This is a genomic window from Alienimonas chondri, from assembly GCF_013036045.1.
Taxonomy (GTDB): domain Bacteria; phylum Planctomycetota; class Planctomycetia; order Planctomycetales; family Planctomycetaceae; genus Alienimonas; species Alienimonas chondri.
Map to the genome: position 1 here is coordinate 14,197 of NZ_WTPX01000039.1, position 20,251 is coordinate 34,447.

Annotated in this window: 17 protein-coding genes; 6 read left to right on the forward strand and 11 right to left on the reverse strand. The window is 68.8% G+C overall.

Annotation, left to right across the window (positions count from 1 at the left end):
- Positions 1–84 precede the first annotated feature (84 nt).
- The 3 genes from fabG to LzC2_RS07945 form a co-directional block, all read right to left on the reverse strand.
- Positions 85–861, reverse strand: a complete 777-nt coding sequence (gene fabG, locus LzC2_RS07935; protein ID WP_171185596.1) for a 3-oxoacyl-[acyl-carrier-protein] reductase — start codon at positions 859–861, stop codon at positions 85–87.
- 101 nt (positions 862–962) lie between these two features.
- Positions 963–1,448, reverse strand: coding sequence for a 3-hydroxyacyl-ACP dehydratase FabZ family protein (locus LzC2_RS07940; RefSeq protein WP_171185598.1), 486 nt, complete (start codon positions 1,446–1,448; stop codon positions 963–965).
- A gap of 155 nt (positions 1,449–1,603) precedes the next feature.
- Complete coding sequence (locus LzC2_RS07945) at positions 1,604–2,116, reverse strand: hypothetical protein (RefSeq protein WP_171185600.1); 513 nt, start codon at positions 2,114–2,116, stop codon at positions 1,604–1,606.
- 210 nt (positions 2,117–2,326) lie between these two features.
- On the opposite strand from LzC2_RS07945, the gene LzC2_RS07950 reads away from it, so the two are divergent.
- The 3 genes from LzC2_RS07950 (at position 2,327) to epmA (ending at position 4,736) form a co-directional block, all read left to right on the forward strand.
- Positions 2,327–3,190: a hypothetical protein gene (locus tag LzC2_RS07950; RefSeq protein ID WP_171185602.1), complete on the forward strand. Its 864-nt coding sequence runs from the start codon at positions 2,327–2,329 to the stop codon at positions 3,188–3,190.
- Between the two features lie 95 nt (positions 3,191–3,285).
- On the forward strand, positions 3,286–3,672 hold the full coding sequence (locus LzC2_RS07955; protein WP_206678612.1) for a hypothetical protein: 387 nt from the start codon (positions 3,286–3,288) through the stop codon (positions 3,670–3,672).
- Positions 3,669–4,736 carry an EF-P lysine aminoacylase EpmA gene (gene epmA, locus LzC2_RS07960; protein WP_171185605.1) on the forward strand — a complete coding sequence of 356 codons (1,068 nt, stop codon included), beginning with the start codon at positions 3,669–3,671 and terminating at the stop codon, positions 4,734–4,736. Before LzC2_RS07955 ends, epmA begins: the two co-directional genes overlap by 4 nt.
- Positions 4,737–4,882: 146 nt before the next feature.
- Here the strand turns inward: epmA and LzC2_RS07965 are convergent, their stop codons facing one another.
- The 3 genes from LzC2_RS07965 to LzC2_RS22180 form a co-directional block, all read right to left on the reverse strand.
- The gene (locus LzC2_RS07965) at positions 4,883–5,848 is read right to left on the reverse strand and encodes an OmpA family protein (RefSeq protein ID WP_171185608.1); all 966 of its coding nucleotides are present in this window, start codon (positions 5,846–5,848) and stop codon (positions 4,883–4,885) included.
- Between the two features lie 224 nt (positions 5,849–6,072).
- A complete protein-coding gene (locus LzC2_RS07970) occupies positions 6,073–6,981 on the reverse strand; it encodes a YncE family protein (protein WP_171185610.1) in 909 nt (302 codons plus the stop codon).
- Positions 6,982–7,447: 466 nt separating this feature from the next.
- Positions 7,448–8,659 carry a reverse transcriptase family protein gene (locus tag LzC2_RS22180; protein ID WP_171185611.1) on the reverse strand — a complete coding sequence of 404 codons (1,212 nt, stop codon included), beginning with the start codon at positions 8,657–8,659 and terminating at the stop codon, positions 7,448–7,450.
- Between the two features lie 246 nt (positions 8,660–8,905).
- Here LzC2_RS22180 and LzC2_RS07980 point away from each other — a divergent pair, with 246 nt between their 5' ends.
- The gene (locus LzC2_RS07980; RefSeq protein WP_171185613.1) at positions 8,906–9,661 is read left to right on the forward strand and encodes a lipoate--protein ligase family protein; all 756 of its coding nucleotides are present in this window, start codon (positions 8,906–8,908) and stop codon (positions 9,659–9,661) included.
- Between the two features lie 138 nt (positions 9,662–9,799).
- On the opposite strand, the gene LzC2_RS07985 is transcribed toward LzC2_RS07980, so the two are convergent.
- Positions 9,800–11,188 (reverse strand): dicarboxylate/amino acid:cation symporter, encoded by a 1,389-nt coding sequence (locus LzC2_RS07985; protein ID WP_171185615.1) that lies wholly within the window; start codon positions 11,186–11,188, stop codon positions 9,800–9,802.
- A 306-nt stretch (positions 11,189–11,494) separates the two neighbouring features.
- Here LzC2_RS07985 and LzC2_RS07990 point away from each other — a divergent pair, with 306 nt between their 5' ends.
- On the forward strand, positions 11,495–12,253 hold the full coding sequence (locus LzC2_RS07990) for a hypothetical protein (RefSeq protein ID WP_171185617.1): 759 nt from the start codon (positions 11,495–11,497) through the stop codon (positions 12,251–12,253).
- Between the two features lie 89 nt (positions 12,254–12,342).
- On the opposite strand, the gene LzC2_RS07995 is transcribed toward LzC2_RS07990, so the two are convergent.
- From LzC2_RS07995 to mfd, 3 genes are all read right to left on the reverse strand, one after another.
- Positions 12,343–13,377, reverse strand: a complete 1,035-nt coding sequence (locus LzC2_RS07995; protein ID WP_246254859.1) for a DUF1559 family PulG-like putative transporter — start codon at positions 13,375–13,377, stop codon at positions 12,343–12,345.
- Positions 13,378–13,533: 156 nt separating this feature from the next.
- Positions 13,534–14,820 carry a Gfo/Idh/MocA family protein gene (locus LzC2_RS08000; protein ID WP_206678613.1) on the reverse strand — a complete coding sequence of 429 codons (1,287 nt, stop codon included), beginning with the start codon at positions 14,818–14,820 and terminating at the stop codon, positions 13,534–13,536.
- Positions 14,821–14,903: 83 nt separating this feature from the next.
- Positions 14,904–18,299, reverse strand: a complete 3,396-nt coding sequence (gene mfd / locus LzC2_RS08005; protein ID WP_171185619.1) for a transcription-repair coupling factor — start codon at positions 18,297–18,299, stop codon at positions 14,904–14,906.
- A 166-nt stretch (positions 18,300–18,465) separates the two neighbouring features.
- On the opposite strand from mfd, the gene LzC2_RS08010 reads away from it, so the two are divergent.
- Positions 18,466–19,863 carry a coiled-coil domain-containing protein gene (locus tag LzC2_RS08010; RefSeq protein WP_171185621.1) on the forward strand — a complete coding sequence of 466 codons (1,398 nt, stop codon included), beginning with the start codon at positions 18,466–18,468 and terminating at the stop codon, positions 19,861–19,863.
- A 78-nt stretch (positions 19,864–19,941) separates the two neighbouring features.
- Here the strand turns inward: LzC2_RS08010 and LzC2_RS08015 are convergent.
- Positions 19,942–20,251, reverse strand: a 310-nt coding sequence (locus LzC2_RS08015) for a sigma factor-like helix-turn-helix DNA-binding protein (RefSeq protein ID WP_171185623.1), incomplete at its 5' end; no start/stop codon positions are given.

Here is a 20,251-nt window from a genome sequence, read left to right on the forward strand (position 1 = left end):
CTAGCGGCGGAACTCGCAACGGCCTACCCCGTCCACGGTTCCGCCCTCATCCACTCTACTCCCTCCGTTCCGAAAGAGTTTCGACTACATCCCGCCGAGCGTCAGCCCGCCGTCGACGGTGATCGTCTGGCCGGTGACGTAGTCGCTGCGTTCGTCGGCGAGGAAGCAAACCGCCCGGGCGATGTCCTCCGGCTTGCCGAGTCGTTTCCGCGGGATCGCCTTGGTGATCACGTCGCCGGCGGCGTTGCGGACCGCTTCGGTCATGTCCGTTTGCACGAAGCCGGGGGCGACCGCGTTCACCGTCACGCCCCGCTTGGCGATCTCCGTGGCCAAACAGCGGGTCAGGCCTTCGATCCCGCCCTTGCTGGCGGCGTAGTTCGCCTGGCCGGGGTTGGAATAGTGGGCCGCGACGCTGCTCATGTTGACGATCCGCCCGTAGCGGGCGCGCATCATCGGCATGATCGCCGCGTGGCAGAAGTTGTAGACGCCGGTCAGGTTGGTATCGATCACCGCGCCCCAGTTCTCCGGACTCATCGTGGCGAACAGACCGTCCCGGATGATGCCGGCGTTGTTGACGAGGATGTCCAGCTGGCCCCAGTCGTCCACGACCTTCTTGACCAGTTCCGCGGCGGCGGCGTTGTCGGTCACGTCGCACTGGAACGCTTCGGCGGTCCCGCCGGCCTCGGCGATCGCGGCGACGGTCTCGTCGGCGGCGGCGGTGTTGCCGGCGTAGACGACGCCGACCCGCGCCCCGCCCGCGGCGAGCATCTCCGCACAGGCCCGGCCGATGCCCCGGCTCCCGCCGGTCACCAACGCGGTGCGGCCTTCGAACGGCTTGGGGATGAAGGGGGAGTCAGCCATGAGAATGCGATCCGTCGGGCGCCGGGCGGAGCCGGGCGATCAGGGGGAGAACGAGTGAATCAGCGGGCGGGACGCCCCGCGGGCGAGGGGCCCGGGAGAGCCTATTTGTCGGCGGCGTACACTTCCGACCACTCCTTGCGGAACCAGTCGCGGAGAGCGTCGTCCTTGGCGGCGGCGTCCGACTTCGCGTCGGGCCGGTCGGCCCGGTTCTCGCACCGCAGCGTCAGCCGGGCGGAGACGCACGTCACCCCGTCGCGGGTGCCGATCGTCTTCAAGGTGGTGAGGTCGCCGTCCCGCTTATGGATGTCGGCGGTGACGGTCAGCGTTTGGCCGGGGGTGATGAAGGAATTGAACTTCACCGCTTTCGCCTCCGCCAACGTGATGTTGGCGTGGGAGAAGTCGTCGGTGATTCGCAACAACCAGGCGGAGGCCTGCACCATCGCCTCCACCATCAGCACCCCGGGCATGACGGCGAAGCCGGGGAAATGGTCGCCGAGATACTCCTCGGCCCGGCTCAGCGACTTCACGCCCGTGATACTCTCGCCCGGCCGCACCGCCGTGACCCGGTCGATGAGGGAGAAACGCACGGGGTGAGGCGCCGGAAACGAAAAACGGGAGACGGTCGGCCGCACGCGGCCCGACCCTTAGAGCGTCGAGTGATTCCGAAGATAGCGTGGCTGAGACGTCGGTCCAACCTTCCCGGCTCCCCAGCGATCGGGGGGCGGGAACGGCGCCGGCCGGCTCACCATCCGGCCCTGTTCCCGGGGAACCCGGCGCCGTCGTCCCGATCGTACCCCGGCGCCGGCAGCGGGGAGACGTCGAACGAGTAGTCGTATCGCCGCGCCGTCACGCCGCCGACGGCTACCTCTTTCGCCCGCGGTTCAATCCGCACCGGCGGGCCGAACGGGTCCGGCCGGGCGATGTGCGACTGCCCGAGCGGCACGTAGGTCGGAGTCGTCCGAGGCTCCTGAAGAGTCGGCGGGACGTTCGGAACGCCCGGGTACGGGCTCCACCCCGGCGGAGCGAACCCCGGCGCGACCGGCCCGCCCCACGCCGACGGCGGGAACGGCGAGCGATAGGCGCCCCCAAAACCCGGCCCCGGCGCGCTATAGCCCGGCCCCGGCGCACCAAAATCCGGCCCCGGTCCGCCATAGCCCAGCCCCGGCCCCGGTCCGGGATGCCATTGAGCATTCGCGGGCGTCGGCGCCATGCAGACCAGCAACGCCGCGGCGAGGGACAGGCAGGCGATGCGCACGGCGGGACTTCGGTTCGAGGAGGAAGGCCCGGGGCGTCGCAACTTCAGCCGATTCGCCTTGGCCGTCTCGACCCTACGGATCGTCAAACCCGCCTCGCCACGGCCGACTTCGCCCGATCCGCCCCTTTTGCCCAAAACCCGCGACCGTCGCCGTGCCGACCCTTACCGACCGCAGGTTCAACGTTCTTCTCCGCAGCACGCCCCGTCGCCATGCGTTCCGCCGCCGCCCCGAATGCTCCCGCCGGCGCCCCGCCGCGCTCGTCGGACCACGCCTCCGCCAAGCCGTCCGGGATGGCCTGGGTGATGCTGGCCCTGGGCCTCGCCGGGGGGCTGGCGTTCGGTCAGTACACCGCCGGTCGGGCGGTGCAGGCCGACCTGTACGCGTTGAAGAAGGACGTGGCGCAGCTGCGTCGTTCCGCGGACGCCCTGACCGCGGCCGGCGGTCGGAGCGGGGACGTCGCGACGCTGTTGGAGGACCTGCGGGCGCAGCGGGCCGCGGTCAAAGAGGCGGACGAGTCTTGGCGCGCCGCCGACGCCGCGCTCGCCCGGTCCGCCCGCTTGCGGGAGCGGGCGGAGTTGGCGCTGGGGGATGCGGAGGCCACCGCGATTCATTCGCAAACCGTCGCCGTCGCGGTCTCGGATGCGTTGGAGGAAACGCGAGCTGCCCGCAAATCCGCGAACGAAGCGGGCGCCGTGCTGCGGGCCGTCGCCGGGAGCGGTCCGCAAATCGCCGAGGCCCGCGACGCGATCAACTCGCAGGCGCTGCTGATGTCCGAGCAGGCGGACGCCTTCGCGGCGATCCGCTCTGCGTGGGACGCCGCCCGCCTTTCCGCAGAGGGACTGATCCGGGAGACGGCGGAGGTGCAAGCGGAGGCCAGCACCGCCACGGCCGATCTGCGGGGCGCCAGGACGGCGCTGGCGGATCTCTCGGCTCTGAAGCAGCTCGTCCGGGCCGCCGGGGCGGACTTCCCCGCCGTCTGGACGAACCTCGACGGCCTGATCACCCTGCGGGACTGGCTCGCCGACAACCCCGTCCCCCGCCTCGTGACCGCCCCGGACGACTCCCGGAACTAACCGGCGAGCGGAGGGCGTCAGCCCTCTGAGGAGGAGGGCGGGGGAGGCGTGGAGTACCGTGATCAGTCTCGCCCCTGCCCTCCCGGTGGCCGCTCGTGGAAGCGCTTCTCATAATCGTGCTGCTCGCCGCTGCGGGAGCGTGGCTCTATGGGGAGGCCGCGGGCCTGCGGTGGTTACGGATTCCGGCGGTGTTGACGCTGATCGCCGGGGCGGCGTGGACGGGCGGCATCGCGGGCTACTGGCACCAGTGGTTCACGTTGGGGCAGGAATACGCGGTGCGGTTGCAGCCGTTCCGTGAGGCGGCCGAGACCCGGCTGGAAGCCGGTGAGAGCGACCGAGTGCTTGCAGAGTTGCGATTTCTCGACGGCCGTCTGACGTATGAAAACCCCCTGACGTGGCGGTCGCTGGAGGAGAGCACGGCTCGCTTGAATGAACCCGCCGCCGAGACTCAGGGGGCTGACGCCCCCCGCTCGCCGGAATGAACGACTTCCGTCCCACCGCGACGCTCGAGGCGCTCCGCACGCGGGCGGCGCTGACGGCGCGGCTGCGGGGGTTCTTTGCGGAGCGCGACTATCTGGAAGTCGACACGCCGGTCCTCAGCGGGGACGTCGTCGTCGACGCCCACCTCGAACCGCTGCGCACCCGCGTGCATCCCGATCCGACCCATCGGGAACGATTCGAGCCGCGGTTCCTGCAAACCTCGCCGGAGTTCCACCTCAAACGGCTCGTCGCGGCGGGGTACGGCAGCGTGTGGAACCTGTCGCGGGTCTTCCGCGACGGCGAGATCGGCGCCCGCCACAACCCGGAGTTCACCATGGCCGAGTGGTACGGCGTGGGAGAAGGACGCGACGGGTGGCGCGATCAGGTCGCGGTGACGGAAGCCCTCATTCGAGAACTGGCGAGCGGGGGGCGTCAGCCCCCTGAGCATGTTGAAATGAGCGCCCGCCGTGACGCTCAGGGGGCTGACGCCCCCCGCTCGCCTTATTCTCTCCTCTCCTACGACGATGCCTTCGCCCGGTTCGCGGGGACGCCGGTGCTGGATCTCACCGCGGCGGATCTGCTGTCGCTCGCCCAGGATCGGGGCGTCACGCTGCCGGCCGGGGTCGAGCAGGACCGCGACGGACTGCTGAACGTGCTGCTGGCGGAGCTTGTGGAACCGAATCTCGGAACCTCAGCGACCGAAGGACCGTGCTTCCTGTGCGACTACCCCGCGTCGCAGGCGGCGCTGGCGACGGTGCGCCGCGACCCCGGCCGTCCGCCGGTCGCGGAGCGGTTCGAGCTGTACGCGGACGGCGTCGAACTGTGCAACGGCTATCAGGAACTGACCGACCCGGCCGAACTGCGCTCCCGGAATGCGGAGCAGAACCGACTGCGCGTCGCCCACGGTCTCGAACCGCTGCCGGAACAGAGCCGGTTGCTCGCGGCGATGGAGCACGGCCTGCCGCGGTGCAGCGGCGTCGCGTTGGGCTTCGATCGCCTCGTGATGTGGCTGACCGGAGCGACGGCGTTGCGGGACGTGATCGCGTTTCCGCACAGCATCGCTTGAAGATCCGCCGAGCCCCGACCGTTAGGGAGGGGCCGCTCTCAATCGCACGATCGAGATCGCCCGCCGAGGAGCTGTTCGGCGCTCGAATCCAGCCCAAACCGGCGAGAGGGGCCCCTTCCTGACGGTCGGGGCTCAGAACGCCAAACTCACAGCCGCGTCGGGAACATCGCCCCCGCGACCTTCACCTCGGGGGCAAGGACGTAGATCTCGACGCGGCGGTTCATCGCGCGGTTCATATCGTCGCGGTTGCGGACGACCGGCTGGTACTTGCTGTACCCCGCGACGCCCATGCGATGCTCCGACAGACCGGCGGCGGAGAGCGTCGTGGCGACCTCGTTCGCCCGGTTCGTGGACAGGTGCCAGTTCGTCGGGTGCTTCTGCTTCGTGGCGGCCCCGGCGATCCGTTCGTCGTCCGTGTGGCCGACGATCAGGATGTTCAGCCCCTCGGCTTCGGGCGAGGACATGATCTCCGCGAACTCACGCAGCAGCGGGACCGCGTTCGGGTTCAATTCCGCTTTGCCGCTTTCGAACAGCACGTTCGGGCCGAACTTGCTGATGCCGGTCAGCGGGTCGAAATCAAAGTCGGGATAGCGGGCGGCGAGTTCCTCGAACCGTGCCGTCGCGGAGCCGGACAGCGGGCTGTCGCCGGAGCCGACGTCGCGTAGCAGGCCGATGTATTTGCCCTGCAACTCGCCGCGTTCGCCGGAGAGGTTTTCGAGTCGCCGGTTGGCGATATCCAGGCCCGCCTGCAGCTTCGCGGCCATGTGCTCGCTCTGCTGCGTCTGAGCGATGAGGGCGTCCCGCTCCTGCATGGCGGCGAGGCGGGCGGCGCGTTCCTGCTCGGCGAGCGCGGTCGCCGTTTCGTACTGGGCCGCGATCGAGTCACGCTCGGCCTGCGCGGTCAGCACTTCGTCGCGCAGTTGGCCGGCGGTCTGTCGACTTTCGACCAGCCGGTTCCGCGGAACCACGTCGCACCCGACCGGGACCAGCGCCCCGATCAGCAGCGCACCCAGCCCCCACCGCACGCGGCGGGGCAGGCGCTGATCGGTGCCCGGCTCGCGATTCGCGCGGGGCGTCTGCGGAGCGGTTGCGGGAGTCGCGGTGGGCGTCATGGCCGGGCTCTCGCCGAGAGTGAATGTCCGATCCCACGGGCGCGAACCTTCGGCCGCGGGGCAGTTCGGCGGTTTAGGACGAACGGACGCCGCCCGGCAAGAGCGGTTTGCCCCGCTTCGCCGTCGCCGCCAGGCGGCGCGCCCGCTCACAGAAGCGCGCCGCCTGGCGGCGACGGCGAAGCGGGGGACGGTTCGAGGAGACGCGCAGCGGGCGAGGCGTTTGCTTATCCCTCCGTGAAGAACTCCAGCCGCACGACGCGGCCGGTCTCGAAGCCGACGGTCATCAGCTTGCCGGCGGCATCGAGGGCGAGGTCGGTGATCGCCGCGGGGGCCGGCGCCGCCCAGTCGACCTCGCCGGCGGCGGTCAGGCGGAACAGCTGTTGTTCTAACGTGGCGACCGCCAGCGGTCCCCAGCCGCGAAACGCCATCGCGACTTTCGCGGGGCTGTCGCCGGTGGACAGCGTGTCCTTCACCCGGCCGCTGCCGTCGAATCGCTGCACGCCGAGGTTGAACGCCGCCGCCGCCATCCGCGTCCCGTCGCCGGTGACCGCAAGGTCGCCGCAGTTCGCCCACGTCTTCACGTCCAACTGCTGCCGACCGCGGAGATCGTAGGACGCGATCAGTCCCCGATCCGCGGCTCCCACCAGCAAGGGACGGGTGGCGAGGAAGTGCAGGTGATCCAACGGCCGCAGCGCGGTGAACCGGGACAACCGCTTGCGACGGTTGGTGTAGACAGTCACGTCCCCGTTGGAGAGGGCGACCGCGACGTGCCGGCCGTGCGGATCGACCGCGAGCGCGGTGATCGACGCCGGCATCGGCAGTCGCCATTTCACCCGCAGGTCCGGCTCGACCCAGCCGAGGACGTCCGCCCCGAACGCCGCCGCCGCCGCGGTCCCGGAGTCCGCGAAGGCCAACGAAGACAGATCCTTCAATCCCCGTTGCAGATGTTCGACCCGCCCGGCCGCATCGAGCATCGACAGCCCGCCGCCCTGGTCGGCGACCAGCGTGCGGCCGCCCTCCCGGGCGACGCGGACGGCGATCAGCGGGGCGTCCGCGGAGAACCCCCACAACATCGCCGGCGGCATCCCCTGCCCCGCGGAGAGCCATCGAGAATCGGCAGAGGACTCGCTCATCCCGCGAGACTAGCCGTCACCGCCGGGGAGCGCCGCCCGTGCCGCCGTGGCTCAAGAGAAACGACGAGGGAGGAAACCGACGGTCCTGTTCTAAGCGGGCGCCCGCCGGAGGCCGAAACCCCCGGCGGCGTTCCCGCTCCCGGTGAAAGCAAGGAAGGACCGCCCACGCCTCCCCCGCCGAGGTCCGATCGAACCGCGACGAAGCACGCCGGGCGAGACACCGCCCGGGTCAGATCAGTTCGCAGAGAACCTTCGCCGGAGCGGCGGCCGAAGACCTGCTCGAACGCCTTCAGAACGACTTCGTAGTCCGTGCCCGCCGTTGCCGGCGCGTGGTGCAACCGACAGGCGCGGGCGCCGGGGCGATTGGAGAGCAGCGCCGCCCGCTTGGCGGGAAGGTCGGTAGCGTCCGCAAGCGGCGGACGAGCACGGCGAGCAGCGGGTCGGCGGTCGGTTCAGACATGGCGAATCAACCGACACCGCGGGGAACACCGGGTTCAGCACGTGGCCCGCGCGCCACCATCGTCAGCACGCCGGCCCATCCGGCGAGTTGCTCGTCCGTGTAAGTGGCGTGCATTCCGGTCCGCCGGCGGTGCAGCGCGGCACGGAGTTCGCGTCGCACCTTGCGGGGCAGGTTCAGGCGGTCGTTCACCACCAACCCGCAGATCATCTGCCGCTGGTGCTGACGCAGTATGCGGGTCTTGCGGGGGTTCAACCGGAAGCCGGCCCTTTTCACGACCCGGTCGATCTGCTGCAGGAGTTCGCGGACCGCCTGCGAGTCGTCCTCGGCGCTGCTGAAGGCGAGGTCGTCCGCGTAACGGGTGTAGCGGAACCCACGTCGGGCGGCGGACTTGGCGAGGGCGTAGTCCACGCCGTGCATCAGCAGATTGGAGAGCCGCGGACTCGTCGGCGCCCCCTGCGGCAAGCCCGGCTCGCCCCCCTCGCCCGCATGCGTCGTCAGGCGGGTGAGCAGCGCCGCAGCCTCCGCGTTCCAGCCGATGCGGCGGAAGTAGTAATCGACAGACTTCGCCGTGACCGAGGGGAAGAAGTCTTTCAGGTCGCAGGTGATCACGACCGCCCGGCCGACGTGCGGGGCGGCGTGATCGACGATCCCCTTCCCCTTCTCAAACCCGCAGGCTGCCGGGTCGGCGTGCAGTTTGGCCAGCACCTTGCGGAGCAGCGTGCGTTGCAGGTCCATCGTCGCCGGGTCGGGGATGTGCAGTCGCCGCACCCCGCCGGACCGCTTGGGGATCTCCGCCTCGCGGTACTTCGGTTCGTGGTTCTGCAGGAGATGAGTTGTCAGACCGCAGCGCCGGGCCAACTCTTCGATGTCCATCCCCTTCCCGCGAGCGGCGCGAATCCGGTGTTTCGCCCGGAACAGGGAGTACCGATCGACTCGTTTCAGTCTCTTGAAGAAGTACCACTGGGCGAGATTGATCCCGATCGCGAAAAGAATCGGCACCGTCAGCCACGGGGCAATCCGTTGCGCAAGCGGCGGACCGAACATCGCCGCAGTCAGGCCGAGCACGAAGAGGATGCTGAAGCATCCGCACCCGGTCAGCAATAACGCGATCAGATCACGCCACGCGGAGTAAGGTCGAATCGGCGCCGGTTCGACCTCGTGGCGATCCATGCGGCCGTACGCGGCGCCGTCGTTCATAACCGATGCGGCGGCGGACACGGATTCGAGCGGGCCGGGAGGCGGCGGGCGAGAGTCACAATGAATGAGGCGGGCGATCATGCGACCGCCCGCCCCAGCGTCCCGCCAGCGGGATGTTCCGCGCCGGAACATCCCACTGCCCGAAGTTTGAAGCCAAACCTGTCGGCCCGGACGGCGAAACGCCGCCCCGCGCTCGGGCGAGCGCCACCGGGACGCCAGCACGGTAGCCCGTGGTGCGGAACGCCGCGAGCGTCCTATCCTGCCGCCGTGTTCCCCCGCCCCGCCCCGCTCGCATTTCTCGCCCACACGCGGCCCGATCCGCGGGAGGATCTCGCGATGGACGAGGCGCTGCTGCGATCCCAGGCGGCCCGCGGCGGCCCCGGAATGCTGCGCATCTGGGAGCGGCCCGACCTCTGCGTCGTGCTGGGCCGGGCGAACCGGGTGGCTTTGAACGTGAACCGGCCGGCGTGCGAGGCCGCGGACGTGCCGATCCTGCGGCGAAACAGCGGCGGGGGGACCGTGCTGCTGGGACCGGGGGCGCTCTGTTGGTCGCTCGTGCTGCCCGTGGGTCCGCCGGACGGGTTATCGAACGACGTGGGCGGGGCGACGTCCGCGATCATGCAGCGGCTCGCCGCGGCGCTGCGGCCGCTCGTACCGGGCGTGGGCGTCGACGGAACCAGCGACCTCACGATTCCCGGACCCGACTGTGCACGGATCAAGGTCAGCGGGAACGCGCAGCGCTGGTTGAAGCGGGCGATGCTGCACCACGGCACGCTGCTGTACGACTTCGATCTCGCCGCGATCCCCCGCTTTCTCACCCGGCCGGAGCGGCAGCCGGACTACCGTGCCGGCCGCGATCACGCCGCGTTCGTGACCAATCTGCGGATCACTCGATCGGGAGCCGTGGCCGCTCTCCGCGAAGCCTTCGGCGCGACGGCCCCGCCGCCGGAGCCGCCGTGGGCGACGACAGACGCGCTGCTCGAAGAACGCTACGCCGACGAGGCGTGGCACCTCAGCCGGTAGTGATGGTGGGTCAGGCTTCTGCGCTCGCACAGAAGGCAGTGAGACCAGAGCGCAAGCTCTGGCCGTCGAGCGAAGCGAGGCGTTCATTCGCAAAGCGACGCACAGCCGGAGCTTGCGCTCCGGTCTCAACTCGAACCGTCACGCGATCATGGTGCCCGCCGCGGTGGGCACGGGTTCGTCCGGGAGGAACTTCTCCACGATCGCACTGCCGGTGGCGTCGCCGAACACGTTGACCGCGGTGCGGAAGCGGTCCAGCAGCCAGTCGACGGAGAGAATCAGTCCCGCCAGTTCGACCGGCAGACCGACGGCGTTCAGCACGATGATCAGCGTGAACAGCCCCGCCTGCGGGATGCCCGCGGCCCCGATCGCCGCGAGGGTGGCCGTCGCCGCGACGATGATCTGCGTCGTCAGCCCCATGTCGATCGCGTCCGCGGACCCGACGAGCGTTTGGGCGATAAACAGCGCCGCGACCGCTTCATAGAGCGCGGTGCCGTCCATATTGATCGTGGCCCCCAGCGGCAGGACGAAGTCGACGCTTTTGCGTTTCACATGGGCCTTCTCGATGGCGGTCTCCATCGTGACCGGCAGCGTGGCGCTGCTGCTCGCCGTGGCGAACGCCGTCAGGATCGGGCGGCCCATCTGGAACAGGAAGCGATACGGGTTCCGCCGCGTCATCACCCACAGGATCAGCGGCAGCGTGAGGAACGCGTGCACCGCCAACCCGGTCAGCACGGTGGCGGAGTACCAGCCGACCTTCCGCATCTCCTCCCCGAAGTCCCCCGTGGCGGCCGCCTCGCCGAATTGCCCCGCAACCAGACAGAACACCCCCAGCGGGGCCGTCCACATCACCAGCAGCACGAACTTCATCAAGACGTCGTTCGCCTCCGTGACGAACTTGGTGACGGTCCCGACCGCGGCGCCCATGGTCGTCAGCACCGCGGCGAAGGCCAGGCTGAACACGATCAGCGGGAGCAGATCCGTCTCCGCGGCGCTGGCGAATAAATTGTCCGTGAACAGCATCGTCAGCAGGTTCTCGACGATCGCCCCGATCCCGGCCGGTTCGGAGACCGCCTTCTCGCCCAACTTGGCGGTCACCTCCGCCCCCGCGGCGACCCGCGCGGCGGAGCCGTCGATTCCCTCGCCGGGATTGAAGAGGTTGACCAGGATGATCCCCGTCACCACGGCGATCGCGGTCGTGCAAAAATAATAGATCAACGTCGCGCCGCCGGGTCGGCCGAGCTTCCGCACGTCGCCCATCGACAGCACCCCGCAGACCACGCTGGTGACAACCAGCGGCACCACCAGCATCTTCAACACCGACAGGAACACCGCCCCGCCGACCGCGAACGACGCCGCGACGTTCGGCGCCAGCCACGCCAGTCCCAACGCCAGCACGATGCCGAGGAAGATCAGCCCGGTCAGCAGGTTCTCACGGCCCCCGCCCTGCGATCCGTCCCCGGTGTTCTCCGGCGCCGTTCTCTCCGGAGGAAAAGCGGCGGCGGGCGGCGGCGGCGGGTCGGCAGTCATAGTCGGAGGATAGCCGCAGCGACTGCAGCGGTCCCGGCCGCCGAAATCGTCCTCGCTTCGACGGCATGCGCGGCCGACGGACGACACTCGCTCGCGAATCTGCTCAAGGAGCGCCGAAACATTCGCGAGCGAAGAATCGCTGCCGGAATAGCGGTTTCCACGACAGAACCGAGGGCCGCCCGGCCTCGCGAATCACTTTGGCGCCCGGTTCGCGTTTCTTCGTGGCACGTCCGACGCGGGACGGACCCCGCTCCCGCCGGTCGCCCCCTCCCCCACGATTCACGCACCTCGACTCGGGCCGCCACGATGATCGCCTTCTCCCTCCCCGTTCGCCTGTCCGCCGTCGCCCTCGCCGCGACGGTCGCGTTCGCCCCGGCTGCGTCCGCTCAACGCATCGCCTCGCCGGCCGGCGTGCGTACCCCGACCCTCGGCGGCTCGCCGGCCGTTCATCACAAACGCATGAACCTGCAGCCGCAACAGATCGGCGGTCATCGCGCCCCGATTCATGTTCAGCCCCGGCCGATCTACGTGCAGCCCCGGCCGCGTGTGGTTCCGGCGCCGGGTTTCAATCCGATCGTGAATCAGAACGGCTTCGTCGATACGGAATACGACCCGTTCACCGACGTCCTCGACGTCAATCGGCAAACGCTTTCCACGCGGCTGAGCGCCTACGACCCGAACCGGGATCATGTCGATCCCGGCTCGCTGCGACGAGTGGATCGCTGGATTCGGGTCAACGGGAGGTTGGTCCGCGAACATGGCATGACTTGGACGAGCTACGGCGTGCCCCACGGCAACCTGACCCGCGACAGCAGCACGTTCACTCCCAACAACCCGTACCCCACGCCCTACCCGAGCCCGTACCCGAGCGGCGGCGTCCGGGAGAACGACAGCGACACCGTTATCTTCTCCACCGGTCCCCAGCCGGGACAGGGCGGCGTACGGGAGAACGATAGCCATTCCGTGCTGTACTCCACCGCTCCGCAGCCGGGACAAGGCGCCGCCCCGTCCGGCGGCGTGCGGAAGAACGATCGCAAAGTGATGCGGTACAGCCTCCCCCGCTGAGACAGCTCAACCGGCTCCCGCTCCTCGCAAAACGCCCCCCGACGCCATCGCGTCGGGGGGCGTTTCGTACGTCGGTCTCGGCGCCTCGTTCAGAACTCGTCGACGACTTCGCCGCCGGCGCGGGTGGAGACGGCCCGCCAGACCTCCAGCTTGACCGAATCGCTGACGAAGCGAGCCGATCCGTCCATCATCAGGCAGTGCACGCCGCCTTCATGGTAGCTGCGACTGGTGACCGCGGCGTGCGTCGGGCCGGCGCAGGTTTTCCCTTCGCGGCAGGCGGTGAAGTCGCCGTCGTCCGCTCCGCCGCCGGCGGCCCCGCCGGCGATCGGCGTCTCCGCGCTCGGGCCGAACGCGGCGGTGAAGCCGGTCTGGTGCACGCGCCCGTCCACCCACTCGGTGTGTCCGCTGTTCGTTTTGAAACTGCCGGCGAGGTCGCGGAGCGCGGCGGGGTCGGCGGGCGGATCGTCCGGGCTTTCCTCGCCGTCGCGGACGTAGGGCGTGAACGCTTTCACTTCGCTGAAGGCCATGGTGCCGGTGACGCCGTCGCGAAACGACTGAAAACCGAACGCGCTGTTCGGAGCGAACGCGCCCGTCCCCTGCCGCCGCGTCTCGTTGCTCCACACGAACCAGTCCCCGCCGTTGAAGCCGTAGTTGGTTGGGTAGTGGATCGGGTTCCCGCTGGAGTCCGTGCGGACGTGATCTTCGATCTCCGAGGGGCACAGGTAAGTCGGCACGCGGAACGTCCGAACCTCGAGGCTGGCGCTGTCGCCGCCGTACTCCTGTTCAAAATCAACCAGTTCTTCCAGATTCAGCTGTTCCAGAAACGGCAACAGCCGGACGTGCACGCTCCACTGGCCGCCGGTCGAGTTCGGATCGGCGTCGACGACGAACGACGGCGGAAGAACTCTGGCGACGGACTCGTAGTTGTGCAGCGCCAACCCGATCTGTTTGAGGTTGTTCTGGCACTGGGCCTTCCGGGCCGCTTCGCGGGCCTGCTGGACGGCGGGCAGCAACAGGCTGACTAGGATCGCAATGATCGCGATCACCACCAGCAGTTCGATCAGCGTGAACCCGGCCCGGCGGGGGGCGGGCGCGGCGGGCGAAGAAGTCGTCGTCGTCAGCAAGGCGATGCGAGGCGTACGGGGGGCGGCGGACAGCCGCGTTGAGACTGATTCTCAATCCGCGGTGCGGGCGGAACCCTACCCCCGAGCATTTCCGCATGCAACTCTGCGAGAACCCGATACGCCTCTCCGCGGCGCGATTCCCGGAGTCCTACCGCCTCACGCGGCGCCCCGTCCCGGCAGCGCCGCGTTCGCGGCGTGGGCGAGGTCGGCGCTCGCGACGCCCTCCTCCACCGGGCACGCCGGTTCGGCCCGACTGCGGACGCACTCGATCCAGTTTTCGAGGTGATACTTCGCCCCGTCGACTTCGTCGTAGAAGTCCAGCCCCCGCAGCTTCTCCGGCGCTTCCAGCCGCTCCCGGGGCGTCACGCCGCTGCGGTGTTGCGGGATCAGTTCGTACCGCCCGCGATCGATATAGAGGGTCGCTTTGGAGCCCATTAACTCCGCGCAGGCCCGGTCGCGGTGGTTGGCGAAGGTGCCCTCAAAGTGCATCTGCGGCCCCGGTTTCCCGGCCGCCTCGCCCGCTGATGCAGCAGAGGGGAACGACAGCAGGGTCTGCACGGTGTCCGGAGTCTCCCAGAGCCCGGCGGTCGTGAAGTGATCGCCGACGCTGACGGCCCGCGTCACCTCGCCCGGTTCGAGCATCCAGCGGACCGTGTCCGCCCAATGAACCATGAGATCGGTGAAGATCCCGCCGCCGAAGTCCCAATACCAGCGCCAGTTCCGCATCCGCTGACTATCAAACGGCTGCTCCGGCGCGTCGCCGAGAAAAAGATCCCAATCGACCGTCGACGCATCGACGGCCGGCGCCCGACCGCGGGTCGGGTTATTCCGGTTCCAGGTCATCCGCACTTTATAGATCTCGCCCGCCTCCCCGTTTCGCAATAACTCCCGGGCTTCGGCGAGGTGCGGCATGCTGCGGTGCTGAGTGCCGACCTGCATAATGCGATCGTTGTCGCGGACGGCCTTGATAATGCGGTCGCCTTCCTCGACGGAGTGCGTCAGCGGTTTCTCGCAGTACACGTCTAATCCCGCCTCACAGCAGGCGGCGGAGACCGGCACGTGTTGATGGTCCGGCGTGGCGACGAGGGCTGCGTCGAGTCCCCCGGCGTCCAGCATTTTGCGGACGTCGGTATAGGCGACGGCCTTGGCGTCCGACGCCTTCATGCCCCGGCCGCGGGCGTCGTCCCACACGTCGCAGACCGCCGCCAGCCGCACGCCGGGGATCGCGGCCAGCCGCACGCCGGGGATCGCGGCCAGCCGGCTCATCAGATGCGTCGCCCGCCCGCCGGTCCCGACGCAGCCGACCTCGATCACGTCGTTCGCCAGCCGCGACGCGCGGGCCGGGTGCCCGGCGACATGCACGCCCGCGGCGAGAGACGCAGCGGAGAGTGTCAGAAACGTGCGGCGGTCGGTCATCACGGCGCTCCGGGCGGGGCAGGGCATCGAACGCCGACACAATGACGTACGCCGATGCGACATTCGACCGTCTACAGAAAACGCAGCGTCCGCCGTTCCCTTCAGCGGCGTCAGCCGATAAAACGCATCAGGTCTTCCAGCAACGCTTCGTCCGTCGCCGTCGGGTCGGGCAGGGGGATATACGCCGTGCGGCGATCCGCGACGCGCAAGTTCTTCTTGAGCCAGCCCTTCAACTCCGTCATCTTGTCCGCGTCTTCATAATTGAAGCGGGCGTAGCCGTCTTCGATCTTCGCATCCGTGAAGGACCAGTCGCGGCAGGCGAGTTGGAATCGTTTGACGGCCAACAGACGGCCGACCGGGGCCGGCGGGGGACCGAAACGGTCTTTGAGTTCCTCGGCGAACTCCGCCAGATCCGGCGTGCTGCGGACGTTCGACAGCTTGCGGTACACCTCCAGCTTCGTGCGACCCGGCGGGACGTAACCGTCCGGCAGAAAGGCGCTGACCGGCAGATCGACGTTCACGGCCAGCGGCTTGCGGATCGGCTCGCCCTTGAGTTGATGAACGGCGTTTTCGAGCAATTGGCAGTACAGTTCATAGCCCACCGCGTTGATCTGGCCGCTCTGCTCCGTTCCGAGGATATTGCCGGCGCCGCGGATCTCAAGATCCCGCATCGCGATTTTGAACCCGGCGCCGAGCTCGGAATATTCCTCGATCGCCTTCAATCGCTTCGCCGCGACGTCGGTCAACATGCGGCCGTCTTTCAGCAACAAATAGCAGTACGCGCGGTTGTGGTGCCGGCCGACCCGCCCGCGCAGCTGGTGCAGATCGGCGAGGCCGTAGCGGTCCGCCTCGTGAATAAACATCGTGTTGGCGTTGGGGACGTCGAGGCCCGACTCAATAATCGTCGTCGCCAGCAGGATATCGAGGTTCCCGCGGACGAACTCCGCCATCGTTTCCTCCACCTGCGACGGCGGCATCTGGCCGTGCACGATGCCGGCGGTCGCCTCCGGGACGATCTTTAACACCCGATCGCGGACCTGTTCAATGTCCTGCACGCGATTATGCACGAAGTAGACCTGCCCGCCGCGATTCAATTCCCGCACCAATGCATGTCGAATCAGCGTGTCGTCCCACCGGGTGACGCGGGTCTCGATCGGCTGCCGGCCGGGCGGGGGGGTGGTGAGGTTCGAGATATCCCGCAGCCCCAGTAGGCTCATATGCAACGTCCGGGGGATCGGCGTGGCGGACAGCGTCAATACGTCCACCTGGAGCCGGATCTGCTTCAACGCCTCTTTCACGTCGACCCCGAACCGCTGTTCCTCGTCGATCACCAATAGCCCGAGATCCGCGAATTTAATATCCGGCGAAACCAACCGATGCGTCCCGATCACGATATCGACCGTGCCCTCCTTCAACCCTTTGAGCACTCGTTTCTGTTCGCGGCGGGTGCGAAAACGGGAGAGGCTCTCGACGGAGATCGGAAACTCCGCCATCCGCTCGGCGAAACTGCGGGCGTGCTGTTCGCACAGCACGGTCGTCGGGACCAACACCGCGACCTGCCGGCCGCCGTCGACGGCCCGAAAGGCGGCCCGCATCGCGACTTCCGTCTTGCCGTAGCCCACATCGCCGCAGATCAGGCGATCCATCGGGCGGGGCAGGGAGAGATCCGTTTGAATCTCCGCGAACGCCGACGCTTGATCCGGCGTGGGTTCATAGGGGAAGGCGGCCGCGAATTCCTCGACATAGTCGGTCGGCTCCGCGTGCGACAAACCGGGTTCGGACTGGCGTGCGGCCTGCATCCGCAGCATATCCGCCGCCATATCCTCGACGGCGTCCGCGGCCTGCTTCTTCTTTTTGGACCATCCCAGCGTGCCCAGCTTCGAGAGCTTCGGAGCCGCCTTCGTCGCCCCGACGTATTTTTGCACGAGATGAATGAGCGACGCGGGCACGAACACCCGCACGTCGCCGGCGAACTCCAGTTCTAAATGCTCCTCCTTCTGTCCCCGCTGTTCGAGCGCCTTTAATCCCCGAAAACGGCCGATGCCGTTCGTGAGGTGGACGATCAGGTCGCCGTCGGACAGATCGAGGAAATTATCGATCGCCCGCGACTCCGCCGGCCGGCGCGGCCCCGAAGTGCCCCGCACGCCCGCGCGGCCGAACAGTTCATGATCCGTCAGGACGAGCAGACCGTGATCGACCAACCGAAAGCCGGCCGAGAGCTCCCCCACGCACAGCGTGACGCGATCTTTCAGCGCCGGGCCGTTCTCCGCTTCGACCTCTTCGATCAGTTCGCCGAGTCGCTTTAACTCTCCCTTGTTATGGCAGGCGACCAACGCCCGTTCGCCCTCGCCGAGCACCAGATCGAGTTGCTCGATCGCCTGTCCCTTGGGACCGGTGAACTTCTCGACCGCCTCGACCCGCAGGCGGCCGGTCGTTTCGTAGCTGCTGGCGCCGATCCGGGCGAGGGTCACGCTCGGCCGCTGGGTACACCGGGCGAGAACGGTGCGGACCGTATAAAGACCCCGCGGGTCGTCCAGTCGATTGAGATAATGACGCCCCTCGTCCGTGATCTCCGCGAGGTCCAATAAAGCGACCGCATAGTTCTCCGGCAGGCTGTCGAACAGCGAGGCCGTTTCGATCGCCGCCCCGTCGGCGCCCGGCGCTTCGCCGTCGATCGGAGCCGCCGGCAGGCAGGTCAGCCGGGCGCGGTTCAGTCCGTCCCGCTTTCGTTGCGAGACGGGGTCGAACGTGCGGAGGGAATCGATTTCATCGAAGGCGAATTCGACCCGCAGGGGGTCCGTCTCGCCCGCGGGCCAGACGTCGAAGATGCCGCCGTGCAGGCTGAACTCGCCGGGCATCGCGATCCGCGGGACGCGTTCGAGACCGCGGTCGGCCAGCCACCGCATCAGTTCTTCGGGATCGGCTTCGTCGCCCACGGTCAGGGTGCGGGTCGCGGCGGCGCGGGCCGACCGCGAGGGCACCGGTTGCATCAACGCCTGAATCGGAGCGACGAGCACGCGCGGACGACTCGCGGCGTCCTCATCCTCCAGACGGTTCAAGGCGCCGGCCCGCGCGGCGAAGACCGGGTCGGCCGGGTCCGGCGTCGCGGTCAGACCGTCTCTCGCGGGGAACAGGGCGACCGAGCGGCCGATCCCCTCGTTCGTGGACGACTGCTCCCCTAGCATCGCGGCGACGTCCGCGGCGAAGTGATCCGTGCCGGCGACGCGCGCGGTGACGACCAGCAGCGGCCGACCGACGCCGCCGACTTCCTCTCCTTGCACGAGCGCAGCGATTGCCGCGGCGGCGGAACCGGCCCAGGCCCCCTCCAGCGCCGCTCCGTCCCCGCGGGCCAGCGCCGCGGCGACGGTGGAGAGTTGGGGATCGCGCAGCAGCAATCCCGGCAGATCAGCCAGCACGGCGATATTTTCCGGGCTGACCGCCGCTTGGGCGGACGGGTCGGGTGCCGCCGACGGGGACGCCCCGCCGCGGCGACGAGTGGCGGGCATACGGCGATTGTGGCCGCCGCGTGCGCCGCGTCCACCAGCGGACCTCGGGCAGCCGTAAGACCGGCGATCAACAAACCGTTGACGGCGGACCCCGGTCCGGTCAGCGTGGCGCACGCCGATCCGTTCCACAAAGTCCTCGCGTCCCGGACTCCCACCCCAGATTATCATGATCCCGCTGCTGATCTGCTGCGCACTCGGCCCGGACCTCCCGGCTCCCGCCGCGTCGCCTCCGGAGGCGCTCCGCGACCTGCCGGTCCGGCTCGCGAAACTGCAGGAGCAGTTGGGAACCGCGGAGCCGACGATTCGCAGCGTGGTGTTTCGCGACGGGAACGTGATGGTCGCCGTCGGCGACGGCGAGGAGTTCGTGCTGCCGCTGTTGGCCGACTTCGAACCCCGCCCCCCCGTCCTGCCGCACGTTCATCCGTACGAGGGCGATCATCGAGACGCCCCGCGGAGCAAAGAACGGGAGCGGGACCGCCGCCCCGAAGCAGACGGACACGGCGACCGCGATCACACCGACCGCGACCGCACCGACCACGAACACACGGACCGAGAGCACGGCGCCCGGGACCGCGACCACGAACAACGAGCCCGCGACCATCGAGAGCACGACGCCCGCCGGCCTGATCTCCACCGGCAGGGCGATCAGGAGCGTGACGAGCGACGCCCCAGCGTCCATGAGCGACCGCGAGTCGACCGCGGGCCGCAGTTCCCCGGGGTCCCGACCGGGCGAATCCACCCGGGTCCGCCCGCGAGAGATGTCCGCCTCCCGCAACCGGCGCCGGCCCCCACGACGGTGCATGCTCAGTGGTATGTACAGAATCTCGTAAACCACGGCGCCGATTCGTTCCTCTTCTCACAGCCGGCCCCCGGCGGGGCTCCGACGGGGGAGCAAGCGGGCGCCGCCGTTGAGCGAGCGGAAATGGCCGCTGAACGCGCGGAGGCGCTGCTCGAAGAGACGCTCGGACAGATCGAACGGGCGGAGGAGATGCGCGCCCACGTCCGTCGCCAGATTGAGGAAAGTTCGGCCGCTTCGCAGCGGCTGAGAGAGGCCCGAGAGCAAGGCGAAGCGGCTCGGAACCGATTCATGCGGGAAGAAATGGAACGTCGAGCGACCGAAGCGAAGCTTCTCGCAGTTCGCCGAGGGGGCGGCGAGGAGCGGGGAGCCCGGGACGCGGAGGCTCGTCTGAAGCAGATGAAAGCGAAGTTGAGCGAGGCCCGGGACCAGCTCGCCGCTGCCGAGAAGTACGCCGAACAGACGGAAGCCCGCTTCAAGCAACGAAAGGTAGACGGTGCGGCCCTCCGACAGGCGGAGCAGAAAGTCGATGAGGCCCGTTCAACATTTCGCCAAGTCGAGGCCCAGTACGACCAAGCCGACGCCCAGTTCCGGGGTCTCCGGCGGGACGAGGACGCGGAGTCGAACCGGAAACGATCGGCCGACGAATTCGAGGAGCTGGTCGAGTCCGTCTCCGAACTGAAGGCGGCGGTCAAGGAGTTGCGGGCGATCGTCGAACGGTCGAACGACTCTAAGAATCGCGATAGGAAGCGCGAACCGAAGCGTTAGAGCGCGTGCGACAGGCCGCCGGTTCGGGGTCCGATCGCAGACGACGGACGCTCGAACCGGCACAGCCGGCGGGGGCATTCAATGCGGCGCCGGCCAAAGCGGCGCCGGCGTCACGTTCGGTCTCGGAGGCGATCGGGACGCGACTCGCGCCCGGAGCGCGGTGCGGCCGTCGCGATCGACGAACCGGCAATTTTCCAAGTTGTGGCGAACGGCGCCCGGAAGCGCACGGGGCGCGGCAACATGGGTGTGTGCCGGCCGAACCGCCCGCCGTAGTCGCCCGCGGCCGCGGCGCAGCCGGTCTTCCACGCAATGCACGCTGACGCCGAGTCGCTCGGCGATCTGGGCGTAGGTGAACCCTTCGACGTGCTTCAGAACCAGCGCGTCCCGG

Coding starts and splice junctions, on each gene's coding strand:
- fabG (WP_171185596.1), bottom strand. CDS start 861: ATGGCTGACTCCCCCTTCATCCCCAAGCCGTTCGAAGGCCGCACCGCG.
- LzC2_RS08000 (WP_206678613.1), bottom strand. CDS start 14,820: ATGCCCTGCCCCGCCCGGAGCGCCGTGATGACCGACCGCCGCACGTTT.
- LzC2_RS07950 (WP_171185602.1), top strand. CDS start 2,327: ATGCGTTCCGCCGCCGCCCCGAATGCTCCCGCCGGCGCCCCGCCGCGC.
- LzC2_RS07990 (WP_171185617.1), top strand. CDS start 11,495: ATGATCGCCTTCTCCCTCCCCGTTCGCCTGTCCGCCGTCGCCCTCGCC.
- LzC2_RS07985 (WP_171185615.1), bottom strand. CDS start 11,188: ATGACTGCCGACCCGCCGCCGCCGCCCGCCGCCGCTTTTCCTCCGGAG.
- LzC2_RS07970 (WP_171185610.1), bottom strand. CDS start 6,981: ATGAGCGAGTCCTCTGCCGATTCTCGATGGCTCTCCGCGGGGCAGGGG.
- mfd (WP_171185619.1), bottom strand. CDS start 18,299: ATGCCCGCCACTCGTCGCCGCGGCGGGGCGTCCCCGTCGGCGGCACCC.
- LzC2_RS08010 (WP_171185621.1), top strand. CDS start 18,466: ATGATCCCGCTGCTGATCTGCTGCGCACTCGGCCCGGACCTCCCGGCT.
- epmA (WP_171185605.1), top strand. CDS start 3,669: ATGAACGACTTCCGTCCCACCGCGACGCTCGAGGCGCTCCGCACGCGG.
- LzC2_RS07965 (WP_171185608.1), bottom strand. CDS start 5,848: ATGACGCCCACCGCGACTCCCGCAACCGCTCCGCAGACGCCCCGCGCG.